The 22402-nt window shown below is 63.5% G+C and carries 21 protein-coding genes and 1 pseudogene; 9 read left to right on the top strand and 13 right to left on the bottom strand.

The window, feature by feature from the left end:
- Positions 1-277 (bottom strand): alpha/beta fold hydrolase (locus VGH68_RS07220; RefSeq protein ID WP_414696908.1); only part of this gene is annotated, 277 nt, incomplete at its 3' end.
- A 95-nt stretch (positions 278-372) separates the two neighbouring features.
- On the bottom strand, positions 373-738 hold the full coding sequence (locus tag VGH68_RS07215) for an SDR family NAD(P)-dependent oxidoreductase (RefSeq protein WP_331602860.1): 366 nt from the start codon (positions 736-738) through the stop codon (positions 373-375).
- Between the two features lie 142 nt (positions 739-880).
- Between VGH68_RS07215 and VGH68_RS07210 the strand changes: the two genes are divergently transcribed.
- The 4 genes and pseudogenes from VGH68_RS07210 to VGH68_RS07195 all read left to right on the top strand — a co-directional run bounded on the left by VGH68_RS07210 (position 881) and on the right by VGH68_RS07195 (position 5117).
- Complete coding sequence (locus VGH68_RS07210; protein ID WP_331602859.1) at positions 881-1762, top strand: LysR family transcriptional regulator; 882 nt, start codon at positions 881-883, stop codon at positions 1760-1762.
- A 267-nt stretch (positions 1763-2029) separates the two neighbouring features.
- Positions 2030-3142: pseudogene (locus VGH68_RS07205) on the top strand (alkene reductase); the annotation flags it as partial.
- A gap of 40 nt (positions 3143-3182) precedes the next feature.
- Entirely contained in the window at positions 3183-4172 is a 990-nt protein-coding gene (locus VGH68_RS07200) for a zinc-dependent alcohol dehydrogenase family protein (RefSeq protein WP_331602866.1), read from the top strand.
- Between the two features lie 108 nt (positions 4173-4280).
- Positions 4281-5117, top strand: a complete 837-nt coding sequence (locus VGH68_RS07195; protein ID WP_331602857.1) for a TOBE domain-containing protein — start codon at positions 4281-4283, stop codon at positions 5115-5117.
- Positions 5118-5247: 130 nt separating this feature from the next.
- Here the strand turns inward: VGH68_RS07195 and VGH68_RS07190 are convergent, their stop codons facing one another.
- Positions 5248-5949: a phosphatase PAP2 family protein gene (locus VGH68_RS07190; protein WP_331602856.1), complete on the bottom strand. Its 702-nt coding sequence runs from the start codon at positions 5947-5949 to the stop codon at positions 5248-5250.
- A 362-nt stretch (positions 5950-6311) separates the two neighbouring features.
- Between VGH68_RS07190 and VGH68_RS07185 the strand changes: the two genes are divergently transcribed.
- Both VGH68_RS07185 and VGH68_RS07180 read left to right on the top strand, forming a co-directional pair.
- Positions 6312-7496: a PHB depolymerase family esterase gene (locus VGH68_RS07185; protein WP_331602855.1), complete on the top strand. Its 1185-nt coding sequence runs from the start codon at positions 6312-6314 to the stop codon at positions 7494-7496.
- Positions 7497-7603: 107 nt separating this feature from the next.
- The gene (locus VGH68_RS07180; RefSeq protein ID WP_233837153.1) at positions 7604-7786 is read left to right on the top strand and encodes a DUF3563 family protein; all 183 of its coding nucleotides are present in this window, start codon (positions 7604-7606) and stop codon (positions 7784-7786) included.
- Positions 7787-7958: 172 nt separating this feature from the next.
- Here VGH68_RS07180 and VGH68_RS07175 read toward each other — a convergent pair whose 3' ends face one another.
- The 7 genes from VGH68_RS07175 to VGH68_RS07145 form a co-directional block, all read right to left on the bottom strand.
- On the bottom strand, positions 7959-8417 hold the full coding sequence (locus tag VGH68_RS07175; protein ID WP_331602864.1) for a TspO/MBR family protein: 459 nt from the start codon (positions 8415-8417) through the stop codon (positions 7959-7961).
- A 49-nt stretch (positions 8418-8466) separates the two neighbouring features.
- Positions 8467-9966, bottom strand: coding sequence for a deoxyribodipyrimidine photo-lyase (locus VGH68_RS07170; RefSeq protein ID WP_331602854.1), 1500 nt, complete (start codon positions 9964-9966; stop codon positions 8467-8469).
- Positions 9967-10186: 220 nt separating this feature from the next.
- Complete coding sequence (locus tag VGH68_RS07165; protein ID WP_331602853.1) at positions 10187-10606, bottom strand: organic hydroperoxide resistance protein; 420 nt, start codon at positions 10604-10606, stop codon at positions 10187-10189.
- Positions 10607-10811: 205 nt separating this feature from the next.
- Positions 10812-11264 carry a MarR family transcriptional regulator gene (locus VGH68_RS07160; protein WP_331602852.1) on the bottom strand — a complete coding sequence of 151 codons (453 nt, stop codon included), beginning with the start codon at positions 11262-11264 and terminating at the stop codon, positions 10812-10814.
- Between the two features lie 174 nt (positions 11265-11438).
- Positions 11439-12245 (bottom strand): BPSS1780 family membrane protein, encoded by an 807-nt coding sequence (locus VGH68_RS07155; protein ID WP_331602851.1) that lies wholly within the window; start codon positions 12243-12245, stop codon positions 11439-11441.
- Positions 12236-13231, bottom strand: a complete 996-nt coding sequence (locus VGH68_RS07150; RefSeq protein WP_331602850.1) for a homoserine kinase — start codon at positions 13229-13231, stop codon at positions 12236-12238. The genes VGH68_RS07155 and VGH68_RS07150 overlap by 10 nt, the downstream gene beginning before the upstream one ends.
- A 222-nt stretch (positions 13232-13453) precedes the next feature.
- Positions 13454-13852, bottom strand: coding sequence for a hypothetical protein (locus VGH68_RS07145; protein ID WP_414696907.1), 399 nt, complete (start codon positions 13850-13852; stop codon positions 13454-13456).
- A 188-nt stretch (positions 13853-14040) separates the two neighbouring features.
- Here VGH68_RS07145 and VGH68_RS07140 point away from each other — a divergent pair, with 188 nt between their 5' ends.
- The gene (locus tag VGH68_RS07140; protein WP_331602861.1) at positions 14041-15567 is read left to right on the top strand and encodes an AMP nucleosidase; all 1527 of its coding nucleotides are present in this window, start codon (positions 14041-14043) and stop codon (positions 15565-15567) included.
- 121 nt (positions 15568-15688) lie between these two features.
- Here the strand turns inward: VGH68_RS07140 and VGH68_RS07135 are convergent, their stop codons facing one another.
- From VGH68_RS07135 to VGH68_RS07125, 3 genes are all read right to left on the bottom strand, one after another.
- Positions 15689-16219 (bottom strand): chromate transporter, encoded by a 531-nt coding sequence (locus VGH68_RS07135; protein ID WP_331602849.1) that lies wholly within the window; start codon positions 16217-16219, stop codon positions 15689-15691.
- Positions 16216-16785: a chromate transporter gene (locus VGH68_RS07130; RefSeq protein WP_331602848.1), complete on the bottom strand. Its 570-nt coding sequence runs from the start codon at positions 16783-16785 to the stop codon at positions 16216-16218. Before VGH68_RS07130 ends, VGH68_RS07135 begins: the two co-directional genes overlap by 4 nt.
- Before the next feature lie 286 nt (positions 16786-17071).
- A complete protein-coding gene (locus tag VGH68_RS07125; RefSeq protein ID WP_062128301.1) occupies positions 17072-17815 on the bottom strand; it encodes a TIGR00730 family Rossman fold protein in 744 nt (247 codons plus the stop codon).
- A 1-nt stretch (position 17816) separates the two neighbouring features.
- On the opposite strand from VGH68_RS07125, the gene polA reads away from it, so the two are divergent.
- Together polA and VGH68_RS07115 are read left to right on the top strand one after the other, a co-directional pair.
- Positions 17817-20558 carry a DNA polymerase I gene (gene polA / locus VGH68_RS07120; protein WP_331602846.1) on the top strand — a complete coding sequence of 914 codons (2742 nt, stop codon included), beginning with the start codon at positions 17817-17819 and terminating at the stop codon, positions 20556-20558.
- Between the two features lie 157 nt (positions 20559-20715).
- Entirely contained in the window at positions 20716-22065 is a 1350-nt protein-coding gene (locus tag VGH68_RS07115; protein ID WP_331602845.1) for an NAD(P)/FAD-dependent oxidoreductase, read from the top strand.
- The last annotated feature ends 337 nt before the right edge of the window (positions 22066-22402 follow it).

Here is a 22402-nt window from a genome sequence, read left to right as displayed (position 1 = left end):
CGTCGATGAATGCGGCCGTGTTAGCCGCCATTTCCTCGATCGATTCGGGAACGGTGCCCGAGCTGCTTGAGATACCGGCGTTGTTGAAGAGGATCACTTCTCGAGTCTGCCCGAGTCCGTCGGTGACGGCCGGGTCCCAGTGATCCATCGTGCCGGTGAAATGAATGTTCATCACCAGCGGCACGTGTTGCGGGCTTCCGAAGCGGCGGTACGCAAAGCGGATGCCGTTCGCTTCGACGTAGGACGTGGGCGCGGTTCGGTGCGTGTAGTAGGTCATGGCTGCAATCCTTTCAGTGGAAGAAAACGGTAATGAAGGCCGGGCCTGGTCTCTCGACTGCGTCTGGAACATCGCCAACGCCCTGCCTGTGGCTCTCAATGTAGGCGCTGCGAAGCCGCGGATAAAAGACTTTCGAGGCACGCTGGCATGCTTTGCAGGCATGCGTCCGGGCAGATTGCGCTCGGCTGGGGGCGGCCGTGCGTTCTGCGCTCTTTGAGCGCAGGGCCTACTCGCAAAAGAAGCCGATGAGGACCGTCCGGCACCGAAAGATCCGAGGCAATCGCATCCGACCTGCTGACGATAGTGCGGATCTCGGCCACCAGCGCGTCCGCGTCGCGCGCCCCGTTCCCGTAGTGAACGATGACCTGCGCCCCGGCTTTCGCCAGCGCGAGCGCGGCAGCGCGGCCGTCAACGTGCGAAGCGCCCGTCACGATTGCGGTCTTTCCGGCGAGCGTATTCATCGCTTCTCCTTTCAGCTGGTATCGGGGGACGGGCGACGCGCGATTCGCGCATCGCTGGTGGAACGCAAAGATAGACTTCGCTTGCCCGCGCAAAAAATACTTTATAAGCTGACCGTCATACTTGACAGGCATGGACGGAAACATGGAACTGCGACACTTGCGTTACTTCATTGCCGTAGCGGAAGAAGGCAGTTTGACGGTCGCCGCGGAAAGACGGCTGCATACGTCGCAGCCGTCGCTGAGCCGTCAGATCCGCGATCTCGAGTATCAGGTCGGTGCGCAGTTGCTGGTGCGCAGTGCCCGTGGCATCGAGTTGACCAATGCCGGCCGGGCATTCCTCGACCACGCGCGCCTCGCTCTGGCGCAGGTCGATGCCGCACGCGAGGCCGCGCGCCGGGCAGCGCGGCCGTTCAAGCCAGTGTTCGCAGTCGGCTTCCTGAGCGGCCAGGAAGTCACGTGGCTCGCCGAAGCGAGCCGCGTGCTCGCAGGCGATCTGCAGACCATCGAAATGGCGGTATCGAGCGAGCACTCTCCCGATCTCGCAGAGGGGCTGTCGACAGGCAGGCTTGATATCGCATTCATGCGAGCCGAACCGAACCGGCCGGAGCTGGAGTACGTCACGGTCGCTCGTGAGCCGTTTATCGTCGTCATGCCGAGCGATCATCGCCTTACTGCACACAAGAAGGTCGACGTCCATGAGTTGGCCGGTGAAATCTTCATCAGCGGCTCGGATGTCGCCGGGCCGATGCGCAGAGCGATCGAGGTGTATCTGGCCTCGAACGATCTCGACATCGAACCCGCATATCGCATCCACAACCTGACAATGGCGATGTCGCTGATCGCATCGACGAGAGGTGTCGCACTGTTGCCGGCTTACGCGGAAAACCTCCTGCCCTGGTCGGTGACGAGCCGCCCACTCAAAGGCGAAGCGCCGACGATCGATCTCGTGGTCGGATATAACAGAACCCACCGCTCGCCGACACTCGAACTCTTTCTTTCGCGCGTCGATCAGCTCAAGAAATAAGACCCGCGCCGCACCGTCCGCCAGAGGCGATAGCACGCGGAGCAACGCTTCGTCAGTCCTCGTACTCCCCAGCCATGCCTCACAGGCATGAGCGCCAGCCTGGAAGGTCTTTTTGCTTTCCGTCGCGAATCGCTACATTGACCATCAGACGGCGTCGCGACGAACAGTCGCCTTCAAGGACCGTGCGAGCTCCCGGAGCCCCCATGCCTCGAGTCGGTCTGCACGAATTGCGCGCCCCTATCTCAGCAACGCTAAGGAAAGGCCACGGCACACTTATTCACCCCGAAGAAGGTAGGCGCATACTCGCTCTCGCATCGAGTCGTTCTCGCACCGATGACCCGGCTGCGCACGATACAGCCGGGCGATATTCCGAGCCCGATGATGGCCGACTTCTACGCGCAGCGTGCGTCCGTTGGCGGCCTCGAGATCGTCGAAGGCGTCAGCATTTCGCTGACTGGCCGTTCGTACCTCGGCGCGGCAAGCTTCTATCACGACGGACAGGTCGAGGGCTGGAAGGCGATCGCCAACGCGATTCACGCCGACGGAGGCCGAGTGTTCATGCAGTTGATCCATGGAGGACGTCAAAGCCATGTCGAAATGACAGGCGGCGTCGCGCCTGTCGCACCGTCGGTTGTTCCGTTCGAGGGCGTCGCGTTGACGAAGGACGGCTTCGTGCCGGTGTCACCGCATCGTGCGCTCGGCATCGAAGAGATTCCCGGCGTGATCGAAGAATTTCGCGTCGCGGCGCAACGCGCGTTGGACGCGGGATTCGACGGCGTCGAGTTGCACGGCGCGAATGGTTACCTGGTCGATGAGTTCATACAGGACGGCACCAACATACGCACCGACGCGTACGGCGGCCCGATCGAAAACCGCGTGCGCTTCCTGCGTGAAGCCGTTGAAGCACTGATTTCCGTATGGGGTGCGGACCGCGTCGGCGTGCGCATCTCGCCGTCGGGAGAGTGGGGAGGCATCTCGGACAGCGACCCGCAAGCGACCTTCGGCCATGTGGCCAAGGTGCTCGACGAGTACAAGATCGCGTATTTGCATGTGATCGAGCCGCGCATCAAAGGTGACGACACGCTTCACGAAGGACACGCGGCGGTGGCAGCGAAATACCTTCGCGAACATTTCTCCGGGCCGATCATCGCAGCGGGCGGCTTCGACGGCGAAAGCGCGGAAGCGATCGTCGCGTCCGGCGATGCGGATCTGGTTGCGTTCGGCAGGCACTTTTCGTCGAACCCCGACCTGCCTTATCGCCTGAAGCACAAATTGCCGTTGACACCGTATGTCCGCGCAGCCTTCTGGGGCGGCGACGAAAAGCACTATTCGGATTTCCCCGCTTATCAGCCGGCGCATCAGCACGAAACGACGTTGTAAAACGTGTGGTACCCACTCTCAATCGACGCAGGAGAAGGTCATGTCACGAACAGTCAGATTCGCACGAGCAGGTGGTCCGGAAGTCCTTCAGTTCGTGGACGAGCCGGTACGCGCCCCGCTTGGCGGTCAAGTCCGCATCAAAGTAAAAGCCATTGGTATCAATCGTGCCGAATCGATGTGGCGCACCGACCAATATATCGAGCCTGTCCAGTTGCCGGCCGGGCTCGGATACGAGGCGGCAGGCGTTGTCGATGCCGTGGGTGCGGACGTCGTCAGCTTCGCGCCGGGAGACGAAGTGAATGTGATTCCGTCTTTCTCGATGAATCAGTACTTCACCTACGGCGAAATGATCGTCGTGCCGGAATATGCGGTCACTCGCCATCCGAAATCGCTTTCGTTTGCCGAGGCTGCGTCGGTATGGATGATGTTTGTCACTGCGTATGGCGCGCTGATCGAGGATGCAAAGGTAACCGGCGGCGATTATGTGGTCGTGCCCGCCGCGTCGAGCAGTGTCGGGCTGGCAGCAATCCAGATTGCCAACTACGCCGGGGCGACATCGATCGCGGTGACACGTCACGCTGACAAACGGCAGAAGTTGCTCGACGCGGGCGCAGCCCACGTGGTCGTGACGGACGAGACAGATCTCGTCGAAGAGATCATGCGGATCACCGCTGGGAAGGGGGCCCGTGTCGCGTTCGATCCAGTCGGCGGCCCGAACTTTGCGAAATTGATCTCGGCGCTGTCTTTTCAGGGCATCGCGTATCTATACGGCGCACTTGACGAGCGGGCGACGACGCTGCCCGTGCTGGAGATGATCGCCAAGATGATTTCGGTGAAGGCTCACAACATCTGGTTGACGAGCGGCGACCCGGTGCGCCGGCAGGCTGCGGTGGAGTTCGTGCTGAAAGGCCTCGAAAGCGGTGCGCTCAAGCCGGTTATTGACCGTACGTTTCCATTCGACGAAATCGTCGACGCGCACCGCTACCTGGAAACCAATGGGCAGTTCGGAAAGATCGTCGTGACCGTGTAGCTGGCGAACGGCCTTGCAGATGCGTAATCCAGTGCATGGCCGGCGCCGAACAGCCCGTCGCTATAATGATTCGCCGTCCGTTCCCAGACCCGTCAACCGCTCCGCGCCATGACCAACGATCGCACCGATTCTCCCGGCGAACCTCTCGAACTCGGCGGCTCCGTGTGGTTTCGGGCCGGCGGGCAGACGCTCGGCGGCGCGTCGCGGATCGCACTGCTCGCAGCGATCGGCGAAACCGGCTCGATCACGAGTGCGGCGAAAGCCGTTGGCATCAGCTACAAAGGCGCGTGGGACGCCGTCGATACGATGAACAACCTCGCCGGCGAACCGCTCGTCGTGCGTATGACCGGCGGCAAGGGCGGCGGCGGCACGACGCTCACGCCGCGCGCGGTCAAGCTGATCGAGACGTTTCGCGCGGTCGAGCGCGAGCATAGGCGCTTTCTCGAACGCGCGGGCGCAGCAATCGAAGGCTTTGCGACGGACTGGGATCTGATCGGCCGCATCGGCATGAAGACGAGTGCGCGCAATCAGTTCTACGGCACGGTATCGACCATCACGCGCGGCAGCGTCAACGACGAAGTGTCGCTCATGCTGCCCGGCGGTCAGACGATCGTCGCCGTGCTCACGCACGAGAGCACCGAGGCGTTGGCTCTGGCCGAGGGCGTGGCGGCGTTTGCGCTGATCAAGGCGTCGTGGGTGGTGCTGGTCGTCGATGGCGAAAACGGCGCGCCGTTGAAACTGTCGGCGCGCAACCAGCTGCGCGGCACCGTGCAGAGCGTCAAGCATGGGGCGGTGAACGCGGAGGTGTCGCTCGCGCTCGACGGCGGCGCGGTGATTACGGCGGTTGTCACGAATGAAAGCGCAGATACGCTGGGTTTACAGGAGGGCGCGAGCGCGGTCGCGGCGTTCAAGGCGTCGAGCGTGATACTCGGCGTGAAAGAGTGAGCGGCGCGGATGTCACGATGAAGCCGTGCCGGCGGGCTTGACCTGATCAGGCGCAGCCCGTCGTTGGATGAGCCCGAAAGTCTTGCCAGTTCACGGGCTCGAAAGCGCGGGAAAAGCGCCGGAATGGCGCTCAGATGCTGGTCGCGCGCGACGGTTTGAACCTGCTGAGGGTTTGCGACAGCGGCGCGGCAGCCGGATGCAGCTCGTGCGCGGCTTTCCACTTCGCGCGGATGAACGGCCGGTCGTGGCCAGATACCTTCAACGCAATATGCGTTACCCAGCGCTGGGTCGGCACATGCACGTCATGCATCGCGACCGCGAGCACCATCATGCTGACGGCTACTGGCATTGCCGCGAGCCGGCCCGGCTCCGCATCCCACGCGATGCGCACGAACACGAGCGCGGCGACAGCGCCGACGAGGCAGCCGGTTACCGCTTCGGACGGCGAATGCGCGCTCAACACGACCCGCGACAGCCCCACTGCGATCCCCGCGGCGAGCCCGGCGAGCACGCCGAGCAGCCGGACAGCCGGCCGCACGTGCAATAGCATCAGGAACAGCGCGACCGGATAGACGGCTGTGGACAGCATCGCGTGGCCGCTCACACCGGTGAAATCGAGCTCCCGCACGCCGACGCCCCAGCCGAGGAAGGCCAGCTTGGTCACCGTCACAATGCCGATCGCCGCGCCGAGCAACGCCAGCCAGCAGGCGGCGAGGCGCCACGAGTAGCCGACCGCCAGCCAGATCGCGATGGCAAGCGCGAGTGGCAGCGTCAGGCCGGCGCCGCCGAGGCTGGTGATCGAATACCACAGGTGGATTGGCAAATCGGGCATGGCAGAAGCGCGACGCGGGCCGCGTGGAGTCGGGTGGGTGGATAGTTTGCGCGCGGCTCGCGCGAGGCGCCGCTGCGGCTAGGACCAACATGTTCTCGAAGACTAGCCGCCAGTATAGACGGGTGTCGCGCGGCGGTCTTGCGGCGCCCCGCGCATTTGCGCGCCAAATGTGGGGTGCCGAACGGGTGCCGTGGGAGTTTGACGGCGGGGCGGTGACGACGTTCGCCGCGGCGGGAATTTGGCGGCAAGCAGCGGAGCCGGTCTTCAGCGGCGCACGAAGAATGATGTTATTGTGCATTGCACAACTTCGTCATATCCGGTGGATTCGCCGATGTGCACTGCCCCTTTTTGCGAGGTCGCCGATGGCAAAAAGCCTGTCCAAAGTCTGGCTGCGCGGTTTCAAGCGCCTGCTCGCGATTCAAACCGAACATGCAAAAAAAACCGCCAGGCGCGCGCAGACGCGGCCGGTCCGCGCCGCCAGCAGCAAACCGTCGAGCAACGTGCGTCCGCTGAAGCCATCCGCCGCGCTGCGCGCGCCCGCCAAACGCGAAGCACCGCGGGAGTCTCGTGTGCGCCCGCGCGCGGCCGCCTGGGCAAGCGGTTCGTGGACGCGCTCGTTCCACTCCGCGCCGGCGGCGCCGGGGCGGCTCGTCAACCACCTGCAGTACGGCTTGTACATCCCATCCGGACACACGCATGAATCGATGCCGCTTGTCGTGATGCTGCATGGCTGCACGCAGTCCATCGAGGAATTCGCCGAAGGCAGCCGCATGAACCTGCTCGCCGACCGCTACGGTTTCGCGGTGGTTTATCCGGAACAATCGAAACACGCGCACTCGCATCGCTGCTGGCATTGGTACGACGCCAGCGACAGCGCTGGGGGCGGCGAAGCGCGCGCGGTGGTGTCGCTGGTCGACGCGCTCGCCGCGCAGTACGGCTTTGACCGCGAGCGCGTCTACGTGGCTGGCATTTCCGCGGGGGCGGGCCTGACGGCGCTGCTGGCGGTCAATTATGCGGGCCATTTCGCGGCGGTGGCGCTGCATTCCGGTCCCGCATTCGGCGAGGCCCACTCGGGCATCACCGCTATGGATGTGATGCGGCGCGGTACCCGCGGCGAGCCGGTCGAACTCGTCGACGGCATGACGGACGTCGCGCGCTATCCGGGGATGCCGGCGCTCATCATCCACGGCGACGCCGACCACGTGGTCGCGCCGGTCAACGCCGACCAACTGGCGACACAGTTTCTGCGCCTGAACCGGCTCGTCGATGCGCACGGCGCCCGTCAAGCGGGCGAGGTGCGCGAAGACCGCAAGGGTGGCGTTGTTATGCGCGATTACGTGCGTGGCGGACGGCGCGTGGTGCGATGGTGTCGTGTGCAAGGACTCGGGCATGCGTGGAGCGGCGGTGACGACGCGTTGCCGTTCCACTCATCGAAAGGCCCCGACGCAAGCGCGCTGATCTGGGAGTTCTTCAAGCACCAGCGGCGTCCGGACGCCGGACGCATCGTGGAAGGGGCCGACATGGCCGCTTCGGCGCTCGATCGCTGACACGGAAACAACATCTCGAAATGAAAGCTGGCGTCAGACTAGGGTTTTCCCTATAATAGGGGTTATCCCTTAGGCGAAAACGCCTAGCTTTCATTGCCGAGGTTGCCATGTACCTGCTTAGCCGTCTCTTCCTGTTTTTGACCAAGTCGCCGGACCAACTCGCCAAGGAGCGCGCCGACGCGTACCTCGCCGAGGCCACCGATCTCTACGACCTTGAATTCCGCATGCGCAAGCTTGACCGTGAGTCGAACGTGCGCCAGCCGTCGTGGATGAGCCAGCACTACGGCTAATCCCCAGCCTGGCGTTTTGTGCCACGCATGATTTGCAGTAAGTTGCAGTAATCAGAGCATCGGCGTGTGTTCAGGCGCCGGTGTTCGGCGCGGGTTGGTCGAGCTTCGCGCTTGCATGTCGTCAGTCCCATCACTGACGCGGCCCTTGCGCCCAATCCGACCGGCCTTGTTGTTAGGCTGCCGGATTCATCTGCCATAGCGCATAGTTGAGCAGCGCCGCATACGCGACCCACGCGACGTAGGGCACCAGAAGCAGCCCTGCCAGGCGATCGCGTCGCCAGAACGCGTACGTCAGCATCACGATCAGCACCAGCAGGATCAAGATGTCGATCAGCGCCGTGGCTGGCCGATGCAGGCCGAAAAACAGCCACATCCACGCTGCGTTGAATATCAACTGCGCGACCCACAGGATGATCGCCGCGCTCACACCGTCGCGCTTCCACACGCGCCATGCGGAGACCGCCATCAGTACGTAAAGTACGGTCCACGCCGGTGGGAAGACCCAGTTCGGCGGATTGAACGCCGGCTTTTGCAGACCGGCATACCACGCATCTGGCAGCGACAGGCTCGCGGCCCAGCCCGCCGCTAGCGTCAGGATCAGAAATACGAGCAGCGACGGCAGACGGCGCATCTTCACCCCCAGACGTTCTTATTCAATCTTCGATCATGTAAGCAGGCACTCACTTGCCGTAGCGGGCAAGCGTGCGCTCGCGGGCCTGAGCGTGGTCGACGATCGGCGCGGGATAATTCGCGCCCAGTACCACGCCGTATTCCGCGAGCTGCGGCGCACCCGCGAGCCACGGCGCGTGAATCCATTGTGCGGGCAGCTTCGAGAGCTGCGGAAGATATCGTTTGATAAAACGTCCGTCCGGGTCGAACTTTTCGGATTGCTTCACCGGATTGAAGATCCTGAAGTAGGGTTGGGCATCGCACCCCGTCGATGCCGCCCACTGCCAGCCGCCGTTGTTCGCCGAAAAATCGAAGTCGTTCAACAGATCGGCAAAATAGCGCTCGCCGCGGCGCCAGTCGACGCCGAGATCCTTCGCGAGGAAACTGGCGGTCACCATCCGCAGACGGTTATGCATATAGCCGGTGCGATTCAACTGCAGCATCGCCGCGTCGACGAGCGGATAGCCGGTGCGGCCGTCGCACCACGCGGCGAACGCCTGTTCCGCCGCGCGGCCTTCCTCCCAGCGTAAGTGCTCGTATTCCGGCTTGAACGGCGCACCGCCCGCGATGCGCGGATGATACGTAAGGACCATGAAATAGAAGTCACGCCAGATCAGCTCCGATAGCCAGGTCGCCGCGCCTTTGCCATCGGGCTGTAATGACGTTTCGTGCGCGAGCCGCGCGAGCGTGCGGATCGACACCGTGCCGAAGCGCAGATGCACCGACAGATAGCTCGGCCCTTTCGCGGCGGGAAAGTCGCGCCGCTCTGCATAGCTCGCAATGCGCGTCACGAAGTCGTCGAGCAGTTGTTGCGCACCGCTCATGCCGGCCGGTATCGGCAGGTCGGTGAGGTTGCTCGGCGCAAAGCCGAGTTGATCGAGCGTCGGCAAGTGACGGTCGAGTGCGCGTGGCAGCGCCGCGAAATGCGTCGCGTAGCTTGCCACCGGATACGGCTTCAGGTCGAACCCGCTCAGTTGCTTGAGCCACGCGTTCTTGTACGGGGTGAACACCGCGAACGGTTTGCGCTGACGGTTTAGCAATTCGTCGCGCTCGAAAATCGCCTGATCCTTGAACGTCAGCCACTGACGCCCCGCCTCGGCGAGCCGTTCGCCCACCGTCGCATCGCGCTCGATCGCGACCGGCTCGTAGTCGTGATTCGCAAACACCGCGTCGACGCGCAGTTGCGCGGCGAGCTTCGGCACCAGCTCCGCCGGGTCGCCGTACAACACGATGAGGCCACCGCCGTGGGCGCGCAACGCTTCGTCGAGTTCGCCGAGCGACGCGAGAATGAAGTCGATGCGCCGATCCCGCGCCGGCTCGCCGGGATGGCGCGACTGCCAGCTGTCGACGAGTGGTTGCAGGATCGTCGTATCGAAGATGAATACGCACCAGACGCGCTCGCAATGCTTGAGCGCGTAGTACAACGCGGCGTGATCCGTGTCGCGCAGGTCACGGCGGAACCAGACCAGACCGGTGTCGAAGTTCTCGTGCAGGCGTCGGGCGCGTGTCATCGGGGCGTGCGTTCGAATCAGGGAGAGATGAGAGCGGGCGTCGCAGGTTGCGTGCCGCGTGCGCCAGACGGAGCAGCGCCCGGCCCTATCCCGCAGGGTACGGACGCTGTTTCGTGGCGAAATACGGTGTCGCGCCGATCACAATGGGTTATCGCGGAGTTTTTGCTTCGGCCTCCGCGCGCGACGGCCGGAGCAGCCGCCGCTAATCGTCAACGCAAACTCAGGCGATGTGCAGACGAACGTCGACGTTGTTGCGGGTGGCGTTCGAGTATGGGCAGACCTGATGCGCGGCGTCCACCAGTTCTTTCGCGGCTTCTGGGGCAAGGCCTGGCAGTGAGATGCGCAGATCGATGTCGAGCGCGAAGCCGCCTTTGTCGTTCGGGCCGATACCGACGTCGGCCGAAACTTGCGTGTCGGCCGGCAAAGTCTGCTTGCGCTGGCCAGCGACGAATTTCATCGCGCTCAGGAAACAGGCGGAGTAACCGGCCGCGAAGAGCTGCTCGGGGTTCGTGCCCGCCGCGCCGCTGCCGCCGAGTTCACGGGGTGCGGCCAACTTCACATCCAATGCATTGTCCGACGATACCGCCCGGCCGTCACGGCCACCAGTGCTCGTTGCGCTTGCCTTGTACAGGATGCTCATGGTGTTGCTCCTTATCGGTTGGTCAGTGGTTGCGTGCTTGCCGCTTTGTGCGCGCTCGCCCGTCTGAGGACACGGTTGCACAGCGGCATGTCGGTAAGATAGTACACAAGTTATTTGCGTACAAATGAAATTTTAATTATCGGCACGATAGGAGCTACCGGTTTACGCCTCCGCTGCCCCGTAAGCGCCGGCTGCCGGCTACCCGCTATTCATCCATGTAATCGTTGAGCGTGGCGCGCAGGCGCGTCAGGTCGTCGCGCAGACGCAGCAGGAATTCCGGTGTCTGCTGGGTTGCGCAGAAGATTTCGGCGGGCACCTCGCGCGCCTGACGCCTAAGCGCCTTGCCCGCGCTCGTGAGGCGGATATAGACGAGCCGTTCATCGTCGATACCGCGTACCCGCTCCACGAGCCCTTGCGCCTCGAGGCGTTTCAACAGCGGTGTCACGGTCGCCGGATCGAGATTCAGGCGCGTGGCCATTTCCTTGACGGTGACGTCGTCGGTTTCCCACAGCACGAGCATCGCCAGATATTGCGGATACGTAAGTCCGAGCCTGTCGAGCAGCGGCTTATACGCTTTCGTCATTGCGAGCGACGTCGAATAGAGCGCGAAGCAAAGTTGCTCGTCGAGCGTGAACGGCAGAGTGGGGCGCTGGGTCATCGTGCATCTCTCGGCTATAAGTGCGTGCAAATGGATTGCACACAAATCATTGTGCCGCAAATCGATGCCGGGTGGCGGGCGGCCAACGAAGCAGGCGAGGAAGGACGGGTGCGCCGAACGTGAGCGCACGGCGCCAGGCGCGGGCGCCGGAACAGCGCTCGCGCGAACGGACGATCAGGCTGCCGGCTTGGTCGGCAGATCCGGCGTTTGCGGCGCCTGCACGCCGAAGCAGCCGCGGTAGGTGGCGTAGAACGAGCAGTACAGCATGGTGGTGACGATCATCGTGGCCGGCATCAGGACCGCGTACGCGTACTCGACGGCGCCGAGCACCTGCATCAACGTGGACAGTCCGAACGACACCACGGTCGCGACCGCGAACCACAGCGCCGCGAACACGACGAATGCGCCGCGATTGCGCCAGCAACTGACGACGCTGAAGAACATTGCCTTGACGGGCGGCACGTCGTGCCAGGCGGCGAGGATCGGCGAGAACCAGAAGATCATCGCGACCGGTATATAGAACGCGAGCGCGGTCATCACCGCCAGCGGGATATTGCTGCTGGTGATCGCGTTCTCATCCATCGGCGCGGTGCCGAGCATCACTTTCAGCAGCATGCCGCCATCGGCGAGCGCGGAGCCCGCCAGCACGAGCGCCATCGCGACGACGTACAGCACGCCGAGCACCAGCAGCCGTCGCGTGACCACTGGGCCGTATGAATGAAAGCCGTCCACGAGGATGGTCGGGAACACTGGCTTGCCGGCGATCGTATTGCGGCACGCGGCCATGAAGCCGACCGCGACGCCCGGAATGAACAGCAGCGGCAGGACGCCGCCGATCACCGGGATCTGCGAGACGAGCGTCATCACCAGCACATAGCTGAAAAACAGCGTGAGGAAGGCGAGCGGGTTCTTGCGGAACAGCCAGATGCCTTGCCGGAACCATACGTAGCCGGTTTTCGCGGGGACTTCGATCAGTTGCATGGGGTATGGATGCCAGGATTCGCGACGCCCTTCAGGCGCTCGCGCAGGATGCGTTCGAAATGGCCGGGGTCGTGCGGCTTGAGGAGCTCGGCCGCGCGCGGCAAGTGGAAATCATACAGGCGCGAGACCCAGAAACGGTACGCGCCCGCGCGCAGCATGTCGCCCCAGTGGCGGTTTTCCTCGACGGTGAACGGGCGCACCGTCTGATATGCGCGCAACAGCGCTTCGGTGCGCGCGTCGTCGAGCTGGCCGGTGGTGAGGTCGACGCACCAGTCGTTGACCGTCACCGCGACGTCGAACAGCCATTTGTCGCAGCCGGCGAAATAAAAATCGAAGAAGCCCCCGAGCCGCACCGCGTGGCCGGTCTCAGGCGCGGCGTGCGCGAACATCGCGTTGTCACGGAACAGGTCGGCGTGGCACGGGCCTGCGGGCATCGCCGCATAATCGGCGGACGCGAAGAACGCTTCCTGATGCGCGAGTTCGGACGACAGCAGCTCGCGCTGCTCGCCTTCGAGGAACGGCAGGATCGTCGGCACGTTTTCGCGCCACCATGGCAGGCTGCGCAGATTCGGCTGATAGCGCGGATAGTCGCGGCCCGCGAGATGCATGCGCGCGAGCATATGGCCGACTTCGACGCAGTGCTCGACGCCCGGCGCGAGTTCGGGCGCGCCTTCGAGCTTTGTCACGATCGTCGCCGGCTTGCCGAGCAGCATGCCGAACAGCGCGCCGTCCTCGCGCGGCATCGGGTCGGGCACGGGCACCCTGTGCGACGCGAGATGGCGCATCAGATCCAGGTAGAACGGCAGTTGCCCGGCTGTCAGCTTTTCGAAAATTGTCAGCACGTATTCGCCGCGCGTCGTCGTCAGAAAGAAATTGCTGTTTTCGATGCCGGACGAGATGCCGCGAAATTCGACGACGTCGCCGAGATCGTAGTGGCTCATCCATTCTGCGAGTTGGGATTCGTTGACTGCGGTGAAGACGGCCATGCGGAAAACGTCGGGTGAGGTTGTTCGGGCTGGCGCGCTGCGGCCAGTGCGAGGTAAGCCAAATGAATGCGGCGAACTGGGGACTGCGGTGTCAAGTAGCGGGGTCCGCGCTGGCGATTCGCGCGGCGCGGCCAACATCGCGAGTGCGGCATCGCGACGCCGCGTTCATTGCCGCTCGACCGGACGCAGCAACAGCGGCGAGGCGCGAGCCTCGCCAACCGATCAATAGTGCAGGTTCACCGAAGGCAAACGCGTGCTCGGACGGCCGCTGTCGTGGACCGTGGGCGACGTGTCGAGCGGCGCGCTCATCTGATAACGGGTGCCGAAGTTCGAGTGCACGTTGATTTCGACTGGTTTGCCCTTGTCGCGGTATTCGGTGATTTCGGTGCCATTCGGGCTGACCTCGTGAAAGCTCGGCGTGCGCGGAACGTCGTTGATGTCGACCTTCGAGCTGACCTCCGCAGCCGGACGGTTGATCTTGTCCAGGTCGGGCAGACCCGCCCGTTCGTTGGCGGACTGCGGCGCGCCGGCTGGCGGCGGCGCGTCGACCGGCTGGTCAGCCATCGCGGCGCTGCCGAAGGCGAAAGCCAGCGCGGCGGCGATGGGAAGGAGCGGCTTCATGGTGATTCTCCGATTGGGTGCCCGGATTCTAGCAAATCCGGCCTGGCGCACGGGCCCGAAGCCTTATTTTGCGCCGCTTTCACGCAACACGCGCTGGCTTTGCGCGAACCGTGCTGCAAGCGCGGCGACGCCATTTGGCGACAGCGGGTTCCATGGTAATGTCGTCTCACCAATAGGGGTGAACCATGATGAACAAAGATATCAATCAGCGCACGGTACAGACTCCCGCCAACACCTTCCCAACCGAGGGCTTCGACGACGCAGCCGAGGCCGTCACCCGCCTCTCCGCGATTTACGAGGCGAACACGTCGTTCCTGCGCGATGCATTCGCGCGCTACCGCCGCAATGAACTGTTCGAGCATCGCGTGCGCGCGTGCTATCCGTTCGTGCGCGTACGCACCGACGTCAACACGCACGTCGACTCACGCCGCTCGTACGGTTTCGTCGCGGGGCCGGGCATCTTCGAGACGACCGTCACACGGCCCGACCTGTTCGGCAACTACTATCGCGAGCAATTGCGGCTGCTCGCGAAGAACCATCATGTGCAGATCGAGGTCGGTGTGTCGGATCAGCCGATCCCGATTCACTTCGCGTTCGCCGAGGGCATTCACCTCGAAGGTGACCTCGACCGCGAACGCCTGTTCCTGATGCGAGACATCTTCGACACGCCGGACCTCGCGCTGCTCGACGACCGGATCGTCAATGGCACCTACGAGCCGATGCAGGGCGAACCGCATCCACTCGCGCTGTTCACCGCGGCGCGCGTCGATTTCTCGCTACATCGGCTCAAGCACTACACGGCGAGCGCGCCGACGCATGTGCAGAACTACGTGCTCTATACGAACTACCAGTTCTATATCGACGAATTCGTCAAGCTCGGCCGCAACATGATGGCTCGTACCGACGACGAGGAATTGCGCGCGTACCGCAGCGAATACACGTCGTTCGTGGAACCCGGCGACGTGATCACGTACAACGAGAATCTCGGCGAACAGGCGCCGGAGGGCACGTCGCCGCCGCGTCTGCCGCAGATGCCCGCGTATCACCTGAAGCGCGCGGACGGCAGCGGCATCACGATGATCAACATCGGCGTTGGGCCGTCGAACGCGAAGACGATCACCGATCACATCGCGGTGCTGCGTCCGCATGCGTGGATCATGCTCGGTCACTGCGCCGGGTTGCGCAATACGCAGCGTCTGGGTGACTACGTGCTGGCGCACGGCTATGTGCGCGAGGATCACGTGCTCGATGCCGATCTGCCGCTGTGGGTGCCGATTCCGGCGCTCGCCGAGGTGCAGGTCGCGCTCGAGCGCGCGGTTGCGCAGGTGACCCAGCTCGATGGCGTCGAGCTGAAGCGCGTGATGCGCACGGGCACCGTGGCGAGCGTCGACAATCGCAACTGGGAGCTGCGCGATCATCGCGAACCGGTGCAGCGGCTGTCGCAAAGCCGCGCCATCGCGCTGGATATGGAGAGCGCGACGATCGCCGCGAACGGCTTTCGCTTCCGCGTGCCTTACGGAACCCTGCTATGCGTGTCGGACAAACCGCTGCACGGCGAACTGAAGCTGCCGGGCATGGCGGATCAGTTCTATCGCGCGCAGGTCGATCAACACCTGCAGATCGGCGTGAAGGCGATGGAGCTGTTGCGCGAGAACGGGCTGCATCGCTTGCATAGCCGCAAGTTGCGCAGTTTCGCCGAAGTGGCGTTTCAGTGAACGAGGAGCTTCGCGTCGAAGATGTAGAGGCGAGCGGGCCGCTTGCCTCGGCTGGGCTCTTGCACCGGTGGCGTATGCGTCGGCCGGCCGGCGGCCTCGCGCGGCCGCAGCATACTCTGCATCACAGTTGGCCGAGGCCCGTCAGCCCAACCAGGCTCCCTGCCGCCAGCAACCATAGCGGATGTATGCGCGTTTTCGTCGCCATCACGGCGGTGAACGCGGTGATCGCCCACGCGATCGCGGTCGGGTTCGACGCTCGCGCGATCACCGCCGCACTGGCCGCGACGATGCCGGCGGTCACCGGCACCAGCCCGAGCTGCGCATAGCGCCGCCACGGCCGGTCCTTGAAGCGGTCCCATGCATGTAGCGCGAGAATCGTCACGAGCGAAGACGGTCCGAATTTTGCGATCGACGTCACCAGCATGCCGGCCCAGCCGGCCACATGCCAGCCGACCAGCGTGACGACCATCAGGTTCGGTCCGGGGGCAGCTTGAGCAAGCGCGAACAGCGCGCTGAACTCGCTGGCCGGCATCCAGTGATGCACGTCGACCACCTGCCGCTGCATCTCCGGAAGAATCGTATTGCCGCCGCCGAACGCAAGCAGCGAAAGCTGGCTGAAAATGACGGCAAGTGAAACGAGGGTGTCGTTCATCGCGCGCTCCTCGCCGCAAGATAGATGCTGAGCGGCGTGAGCACCAGCATCGTCGGCAACAGCGGCAGCCGCACAACCGCAATCGCGACGAAGCCGAGCACCGCGATCAGCGCGGCGGTCGGCTTGTTGCGCAATGGCAGAAGAATCTTCACCGCCATCGAGATCAGCAGCCCCGAGGCCGCCGCGGCAAGTCCCGCGAACAGATGGCGCACGTGCGGATCGTTCTGCGTGTGTTCGTACAGCACGCCAAGCCCGATCACGACCAGCGAAGGCCCGGCGATCAGCCCGAGCAGCCCGGCGAGCGCGCCGGGCACGCCGCGAAAGCGCATGCCCATCGCCACCGAGAGATTGATCACGTTACCGCCTGGCAGGAATTGACAGAGACCGAGCAGGTCCGTGAATTCGTCGGCCGTAAGCCAGCGGCGGCGTTCGACCAGCGCGCGGCGCGCGAGCGGCAGCGCGCCGCCGAATGAAATCAGCCCGAGGCTGAGAAAACCGCCGAAGATTTCCTGCAATGTCGGCGTGGGCGCCAGTGCGGATTCGGGCGAAGAGAGTTCGTTGTTCATGTTGTTCAAGCGTTGTTCAAGCCGCGGAGCTTCGGGTGCAAGCCCAGCAGGTTAGCGCCGAACGCAACGCGCGCAAAACGATTTTAGGCGTTTTTTATTAGCACCCTAATGACCGTAAGCGCGCCGCAAACTGGCCTGCACAAACGAAAGCGGGCAGCTCGAAAGCTGCCCGCTGTAACCTGCCTCGCCGCTTGAACGGCGATAGGTGCAACTTATTCGTGCAACGCGCTGCTCATGGCGGATGTTTTTTCCGCCGACGCGCCACTCCCACGCGCGATGCCGGTCATTACAGGTAGAACATCCTGTCCTCGTCCGACTTGACCGGATGCGTTTCGCCTTCCTCGCGGTCTTCGTAGAACTTCAGCACCGCTTCGAGTACCTGGTCGGGATTGTCGATGACCTGCATCAGGTCGATGTCGGTCGGATTGATCAGGCCCATCGGAATCAACGAGCTCTTGAACCACGCGAGCAAACCTTCCCAGAACTCGGCGCCGACCAGAATGATCGGTACATGCCGCGACTTCTTCGTTTGAATCAGCGTGAGCACTTCGGCGAGTTCGTCGAGCGTGCCGAAGCCGCCCGGCATGACGATCACCGCATCGGAGTTCTTGACGAACGTGACTTTGCGCGTGAAGAAATGACGGAAGCGCAGTGAGATGTCCTGCCATTGGTTGCCCGATTGCTCGTGCGGTAACTCGATGTTCAAACCGACCGACGGCGCCTTGCCCGCATGTGCACCTTTGTTGGCCGCTTCCATGATGCCGGGGCCGCCGCCGGAGATGACCGCGAAGCCTGCGTCCGATAGTTTGCGTGCGATTTGCGTGGCGAGTTTGTAGTACGGCGAGTTCGGTTTCAGGCGTGCTGAACCGTAGATGCTGACGGCCGGTCGGATCTCCGACAGGTACTCGGTCGCCTCGATAAACTCTGCCATAATCGTGAACATCTGCCACGATGCGCGGGCTTTTTTCGCCGTTGCGCGCTCTTGATCTGCGAGTGATCGCAGGCTCGGAATCACTTTTCTCTTAGTCATAATGCCTGAAGAACGAAGCCTTGAAGGTAAGACCCTGCTGTTGGTCGACGGTTCGAGTTATCTTTACCGGGCCTACCATGCGATGCCTGATCTGCGCGGACCCGAGGGTGGTCCGACGGGTGCGCTCTACGGGATGATCAACATGCTGCGGCGCATGCGCAAGGAAGTCACAGCAGAGTATAGCGCGTGCGTGTTCGACGCCAAGGGCAAAACGTTTCGCGACGACTGGTATCCCGACTACAAGGCGAACCGTCCATCGATGCCGGAAGATCTGTCGCGTCAGATCGAGCCGATTCACGTCGCGGTGCGCGCGCTCGGCTGGCCGTTGTTGATGATCGAAGGCGTCGAAGCCGACGACGTGATCGGCACACTGTGCACCGAGGCGGAGAAGCTCGGCATGAACGTGGTCGTGTCGACCGGCGACAAAGACCTTGCGCAGCTCGTGTCGGACCGCGTCACGCTGGTCAATACGATGACCAACGAAACCCTCGATCGCGACGGCGTGATCGCGAAGTTCGGCGTGCCGCCGGAGCGCATCATCGATTACCTGTCGCTGATCGGCGATACCGTCGACAACGTGCCGGGCGTCGAAAAGTGCGGGCCGAAGACCGCGGTCAAATGGCTCACGCAATACGAGTCGCTCGATGGCATCGTCGAGCATGCGAATGAAATCAAAGGCGCGGTCGGCGACAATCTGCGCCGCGCGCTCGACTTCCTGCCGATGGCGCGCAAGCTCGTTACTGTCGAGCGTTATTGCGATCTGACCGGCCATCTTGCGTCGATCGACGAGAGCCTCGTGAGCCGGCCTGAGTCGCGCGAGGAACTGCGCGAGGTCTTCACGCGCCACGGCTTCAAGACGTGGCTGCGCGAGGTCGAAATCGCCGATGCGGTGGAGGGCCCGGAAACCGATGTGCCGCCCGCGCTTGCCGTCGACCAGGAACGTCACTACGAGACCGTGCAGACGTGGGAGCAGTTCGACGCGTGGCTCGACAAGATCAACGCGGCCGAGCTGACCGCGTTCGATACCGAGACCACGTCGCTCGATCCGATGACCGCGCAGATCGTTGGGCTGTCCCTGTCGGTCGAAGCGGGCCGCGCCGCGTATGTGCCGTTGGCGCATCGTGGCCCGGACGCGCCCGTGCAGTTGCCGCGCGACGAGGTGCTCGCGAAGCTCAAGCCGTGGCTCGAAAGCGAAGACCACAAGAAAGTCGGCCAGCATCTGAAGTACGACGAGCAGGTGCTCGCGAATTACGGCATCGCAATGCGCGGTGTCCAGCACGACACGCTGCTGCAATCGTACGTGCTCGAATCGCATCGCACGCACGACATGGACAGCCTCGCGCTGCGCCATCTCGGCGTGAAGACGATCAAGTACGAGGACGTTTGCGGCAAGGGAGCGCAGCAAATCGGCTTCGACGAAGTTGCGCTCGACAAAGCGGCCGAATACGCGGCCGAAGACGCCGACATCACGCTGCGTCTGCATCAGGCGTTGTATCCGCAGATCGCTGCCGAGAAGGCGATCGAGCATGTATATAGTGCAATCGAAGTGCCGACATCGCGCGTGCTGCGCAAGATGGAGCGCACGGGCGTATTGATCGACGCGGAGAAGCTGCGTCAGCAAAGCAGCGAAATCGCCACGCGGCTAATCGAACTCGAGGGCAAGGCGTACGAGCTGGCTGGCGGCGAGTTCAACCTCGGTTCGCCGAAGCAGATCGGCCAGATCTTCTTCGAGAAGCTGGAACTGCCGGTCATCAAGAAAACGCCGAGCGGCGCCCCGTCCACCGACGAAGAGGTGTTGCAGAAGCTCGCCGAAGACTATCCGCTGCCGAAGATCCTGCTCGAGCATCGCGGGCTGTCGAAGCTGAAGTCGACGTATACCGACAAGCTGCCGCGCATGGTCAACGCGCAAACCGGTCGCGTGCATACGAATTATGCGCAGGCCGTCGCGGTGACCGGGCGGCTCGCATCGAACGATCCGAACCTGCAGAACATTCCGGTCCGTACCGGCGAGGGCCGCCGCATTCGCGAGGCGTTTATCGCGCCGCCGGGGCACAAGCTCGTCTCCGCCGACTATTCGCAAATCGAGTTGCGCATCATGGCGCATATCTCCGGCGACGAATCGCTGATGCGCGCGTTCTCCCAGGGCGAGGATATTCACCGCGCCACGGCCGCCGAGGTTTTCAGCGTGACGCCGCTCGAAGTGTCGAACGATCAGCGGCGTATCGCGAAGGTCATCAACTTCGGGTTGATCTACGGGATGAGCGCGTTCGGCCTCGCGTCGAATCTCGGCATCACGCGCGACGCGGCGAAGATGTATATCGACCGCTACTTCGCGCGTTATCCGGGCGTGGCCCGTTACATGGAGGAGACGCGCCTGAGCGCGAAGGCGAAGGGCTACGTCGAAACCGTGTTCGGCCGCCGGCTGTGGCTGCCGGAAATCAACGGCGGCAACGGTCCGCGCCGCCAGGCCGCCGAGCGCGCCGCGATCAACGCGCCGATGCAAGGCACCGCTGCCGACCTGATCAAGCTGTCGATGATCGCCGTGCAGAAGTGGCTCGAAGACTCGAACATCGGCACGCGCATGATCATGCAGGTACACGACGAGCTGATTCTCGAAGTGCCGGACGCCGAATTGTCCGACGTACGTAAGCGCTTGCCTGAATTGATGTGCGGCGTCGCGGCGCTGAAGGTGCCGCTCGTCGCCGAGGTCGGCGCGGGCCTGAACTGGGAGGAAGCGCATTGACGCGCCTGCCGCACGCGCGCGATAACGTCGTGCGCATGTCACACATCTGTTTTGATGGCTTGTGACAACCCGTGCGGGTCGACGACAATCGTTTCGGACGGCGCATTGATGCGCAGTGTCGCGACGCATAATTCATCGGCTAACACGGAGAGGCTCAATGCATCGATTTATCGTCGTTGGCGGAGGTGCGGGCGGGCTGGAACTGGCAACACGCCTTGGCAATCGCTATGGAGGCAGCCGGCGCAACGGTGACGCGCGAGCGCAGGTTACGCTGGTCGACCGTTACCCGACGCATATCTGGAAGCCGCTGCTGCATGAGGTGGCGGCCGGCAGCATGGACCCGTTCACGCAGGAGCTCGAATACGCGGCGCAAGCGCGCTGGCATGGCTTCGAGTTCCAGCAGGGCGAGCTCGCCGGGCTCGACCGCGCGAACCGGCGCATCACGCTTGGCACGCTGCTCGACGACGATGGCGCCGAACTGCTGCCTGAACGGCAGCTCGAATACGACACGCTGGTCATCGCGATCGGCAGCACCACCGCCTTTTTCGGCGTCAAAGGCGCGGCCGAATTCTCCATTGCACTCGATACCGTCAGCGAGGCTGAGCGGTTCCGCAAACGCTTGATTGCGGCATGCATGCGCGCCGAGCATCAGGTACATGAGCGCGTCGAGTCCGGGCAGGAAGCATCCGGATCGGGCGAGCCGCGCATCCAGGTGGCGATTGTCGGCGGCGGCGCGACTGGGGTCGAACTGTCGGCGGAGTTGCGCAATACCGCACAGGTGCTGTCCGCGTACGGGTTGCACAAGCTCGATCCTCGCCACGACGTCGGCATCGTACTGATCGAAGCGGGGCCGCGCATTCTGCCGGCGTTGCAGGAGCGTGTGTCGACCGCTACCGCGGACCTGCTGGTCAAACTCGGCGTGAAGCTGATGACCGGCGAGACGGTCGCGGAGGTCGCGCCCGGCATCGTGCGCACCGCGAGCGGCAAGACGGTGCGCGCTGATCTGACCGTATGGGCGGCGGGCATCAAGGCGCCAGCGGTGCTCGGTGAGCTGGACGGGCTGCCGGTCAACCGGCTTGGCCAGCTGATCGTGCGCCGCACGCTGCAAACCGAAGTCGACGACAACATCTTCGCGCTCGGCGACTGCGCTGCGTGCCAGTGGCCGGGCAACGACCGTAACGTGCCGCCGCGCGCGCAGGCCGCGCATCAGCAGGCGACCTTTCTACTGAAGGCGATCGCGGCGCGACTCGGCAACCGGCCGCTGCCGGAATTCACTTATCGCGACTTCGGCTCGCTCGTGTCGCTCGGGCATTTCAGCGCTGTCGGCAATCTGATGGGCGGCGTGATCGGCGGAAACATGTTGATCGAAGGGCTGTTCGCGCGCTTCATGTACATGTCGCTGTATCGGATGCACATCGCCGCGCTGCACGGTTATTCGCGCATGGTGCTCGACACAGTCGCGCACTGGTTGCGGCGCTCCACTGCGCCGCGGGTCAAGCTGCATTGAGCAGACTGGCATGCCGGGGTAAGCGGCACGCTTTCCGGGCGGCTTTGCCCGGCCAGGGCGCTTCATTCGAATTGACCGAATGCCCGAATGGAGCGAGTTCTCGAATCGGGTCGTTCGCATTGCTTCTGGTATCGTTTCCGGCGCCGTGGAATAAATGAGGGGCTGATATCGTTACGTCTCGCAGCCAGCGAGTTTCCGGACTCGCTGGCGAGTAACGAGTTCGCGTCAACGCGCAGCCGCGTCTGGTCGCGTGTTGCACGCTGCGCGCCACCGCGCGCAGTCCTGACGGATCGAAGCACGTTTATCAAAACCAGCTGTTCTTCCAGTCGTGCGGCAG

Source organism: Paraburkholderia sp., from assembly GCF_036488505.1.
Taxonomy (GTDB): domain Bacteria; phylum Pseudomonadota; class Gammaproteobacteria; order Burkholderiales; family Burkholderiaceae; genus Paraburkholderia.
Note: the sequence above shows the minus strand (reverse complement) of the source record. Positions and strands in the feature narration are given on the sequence as shown.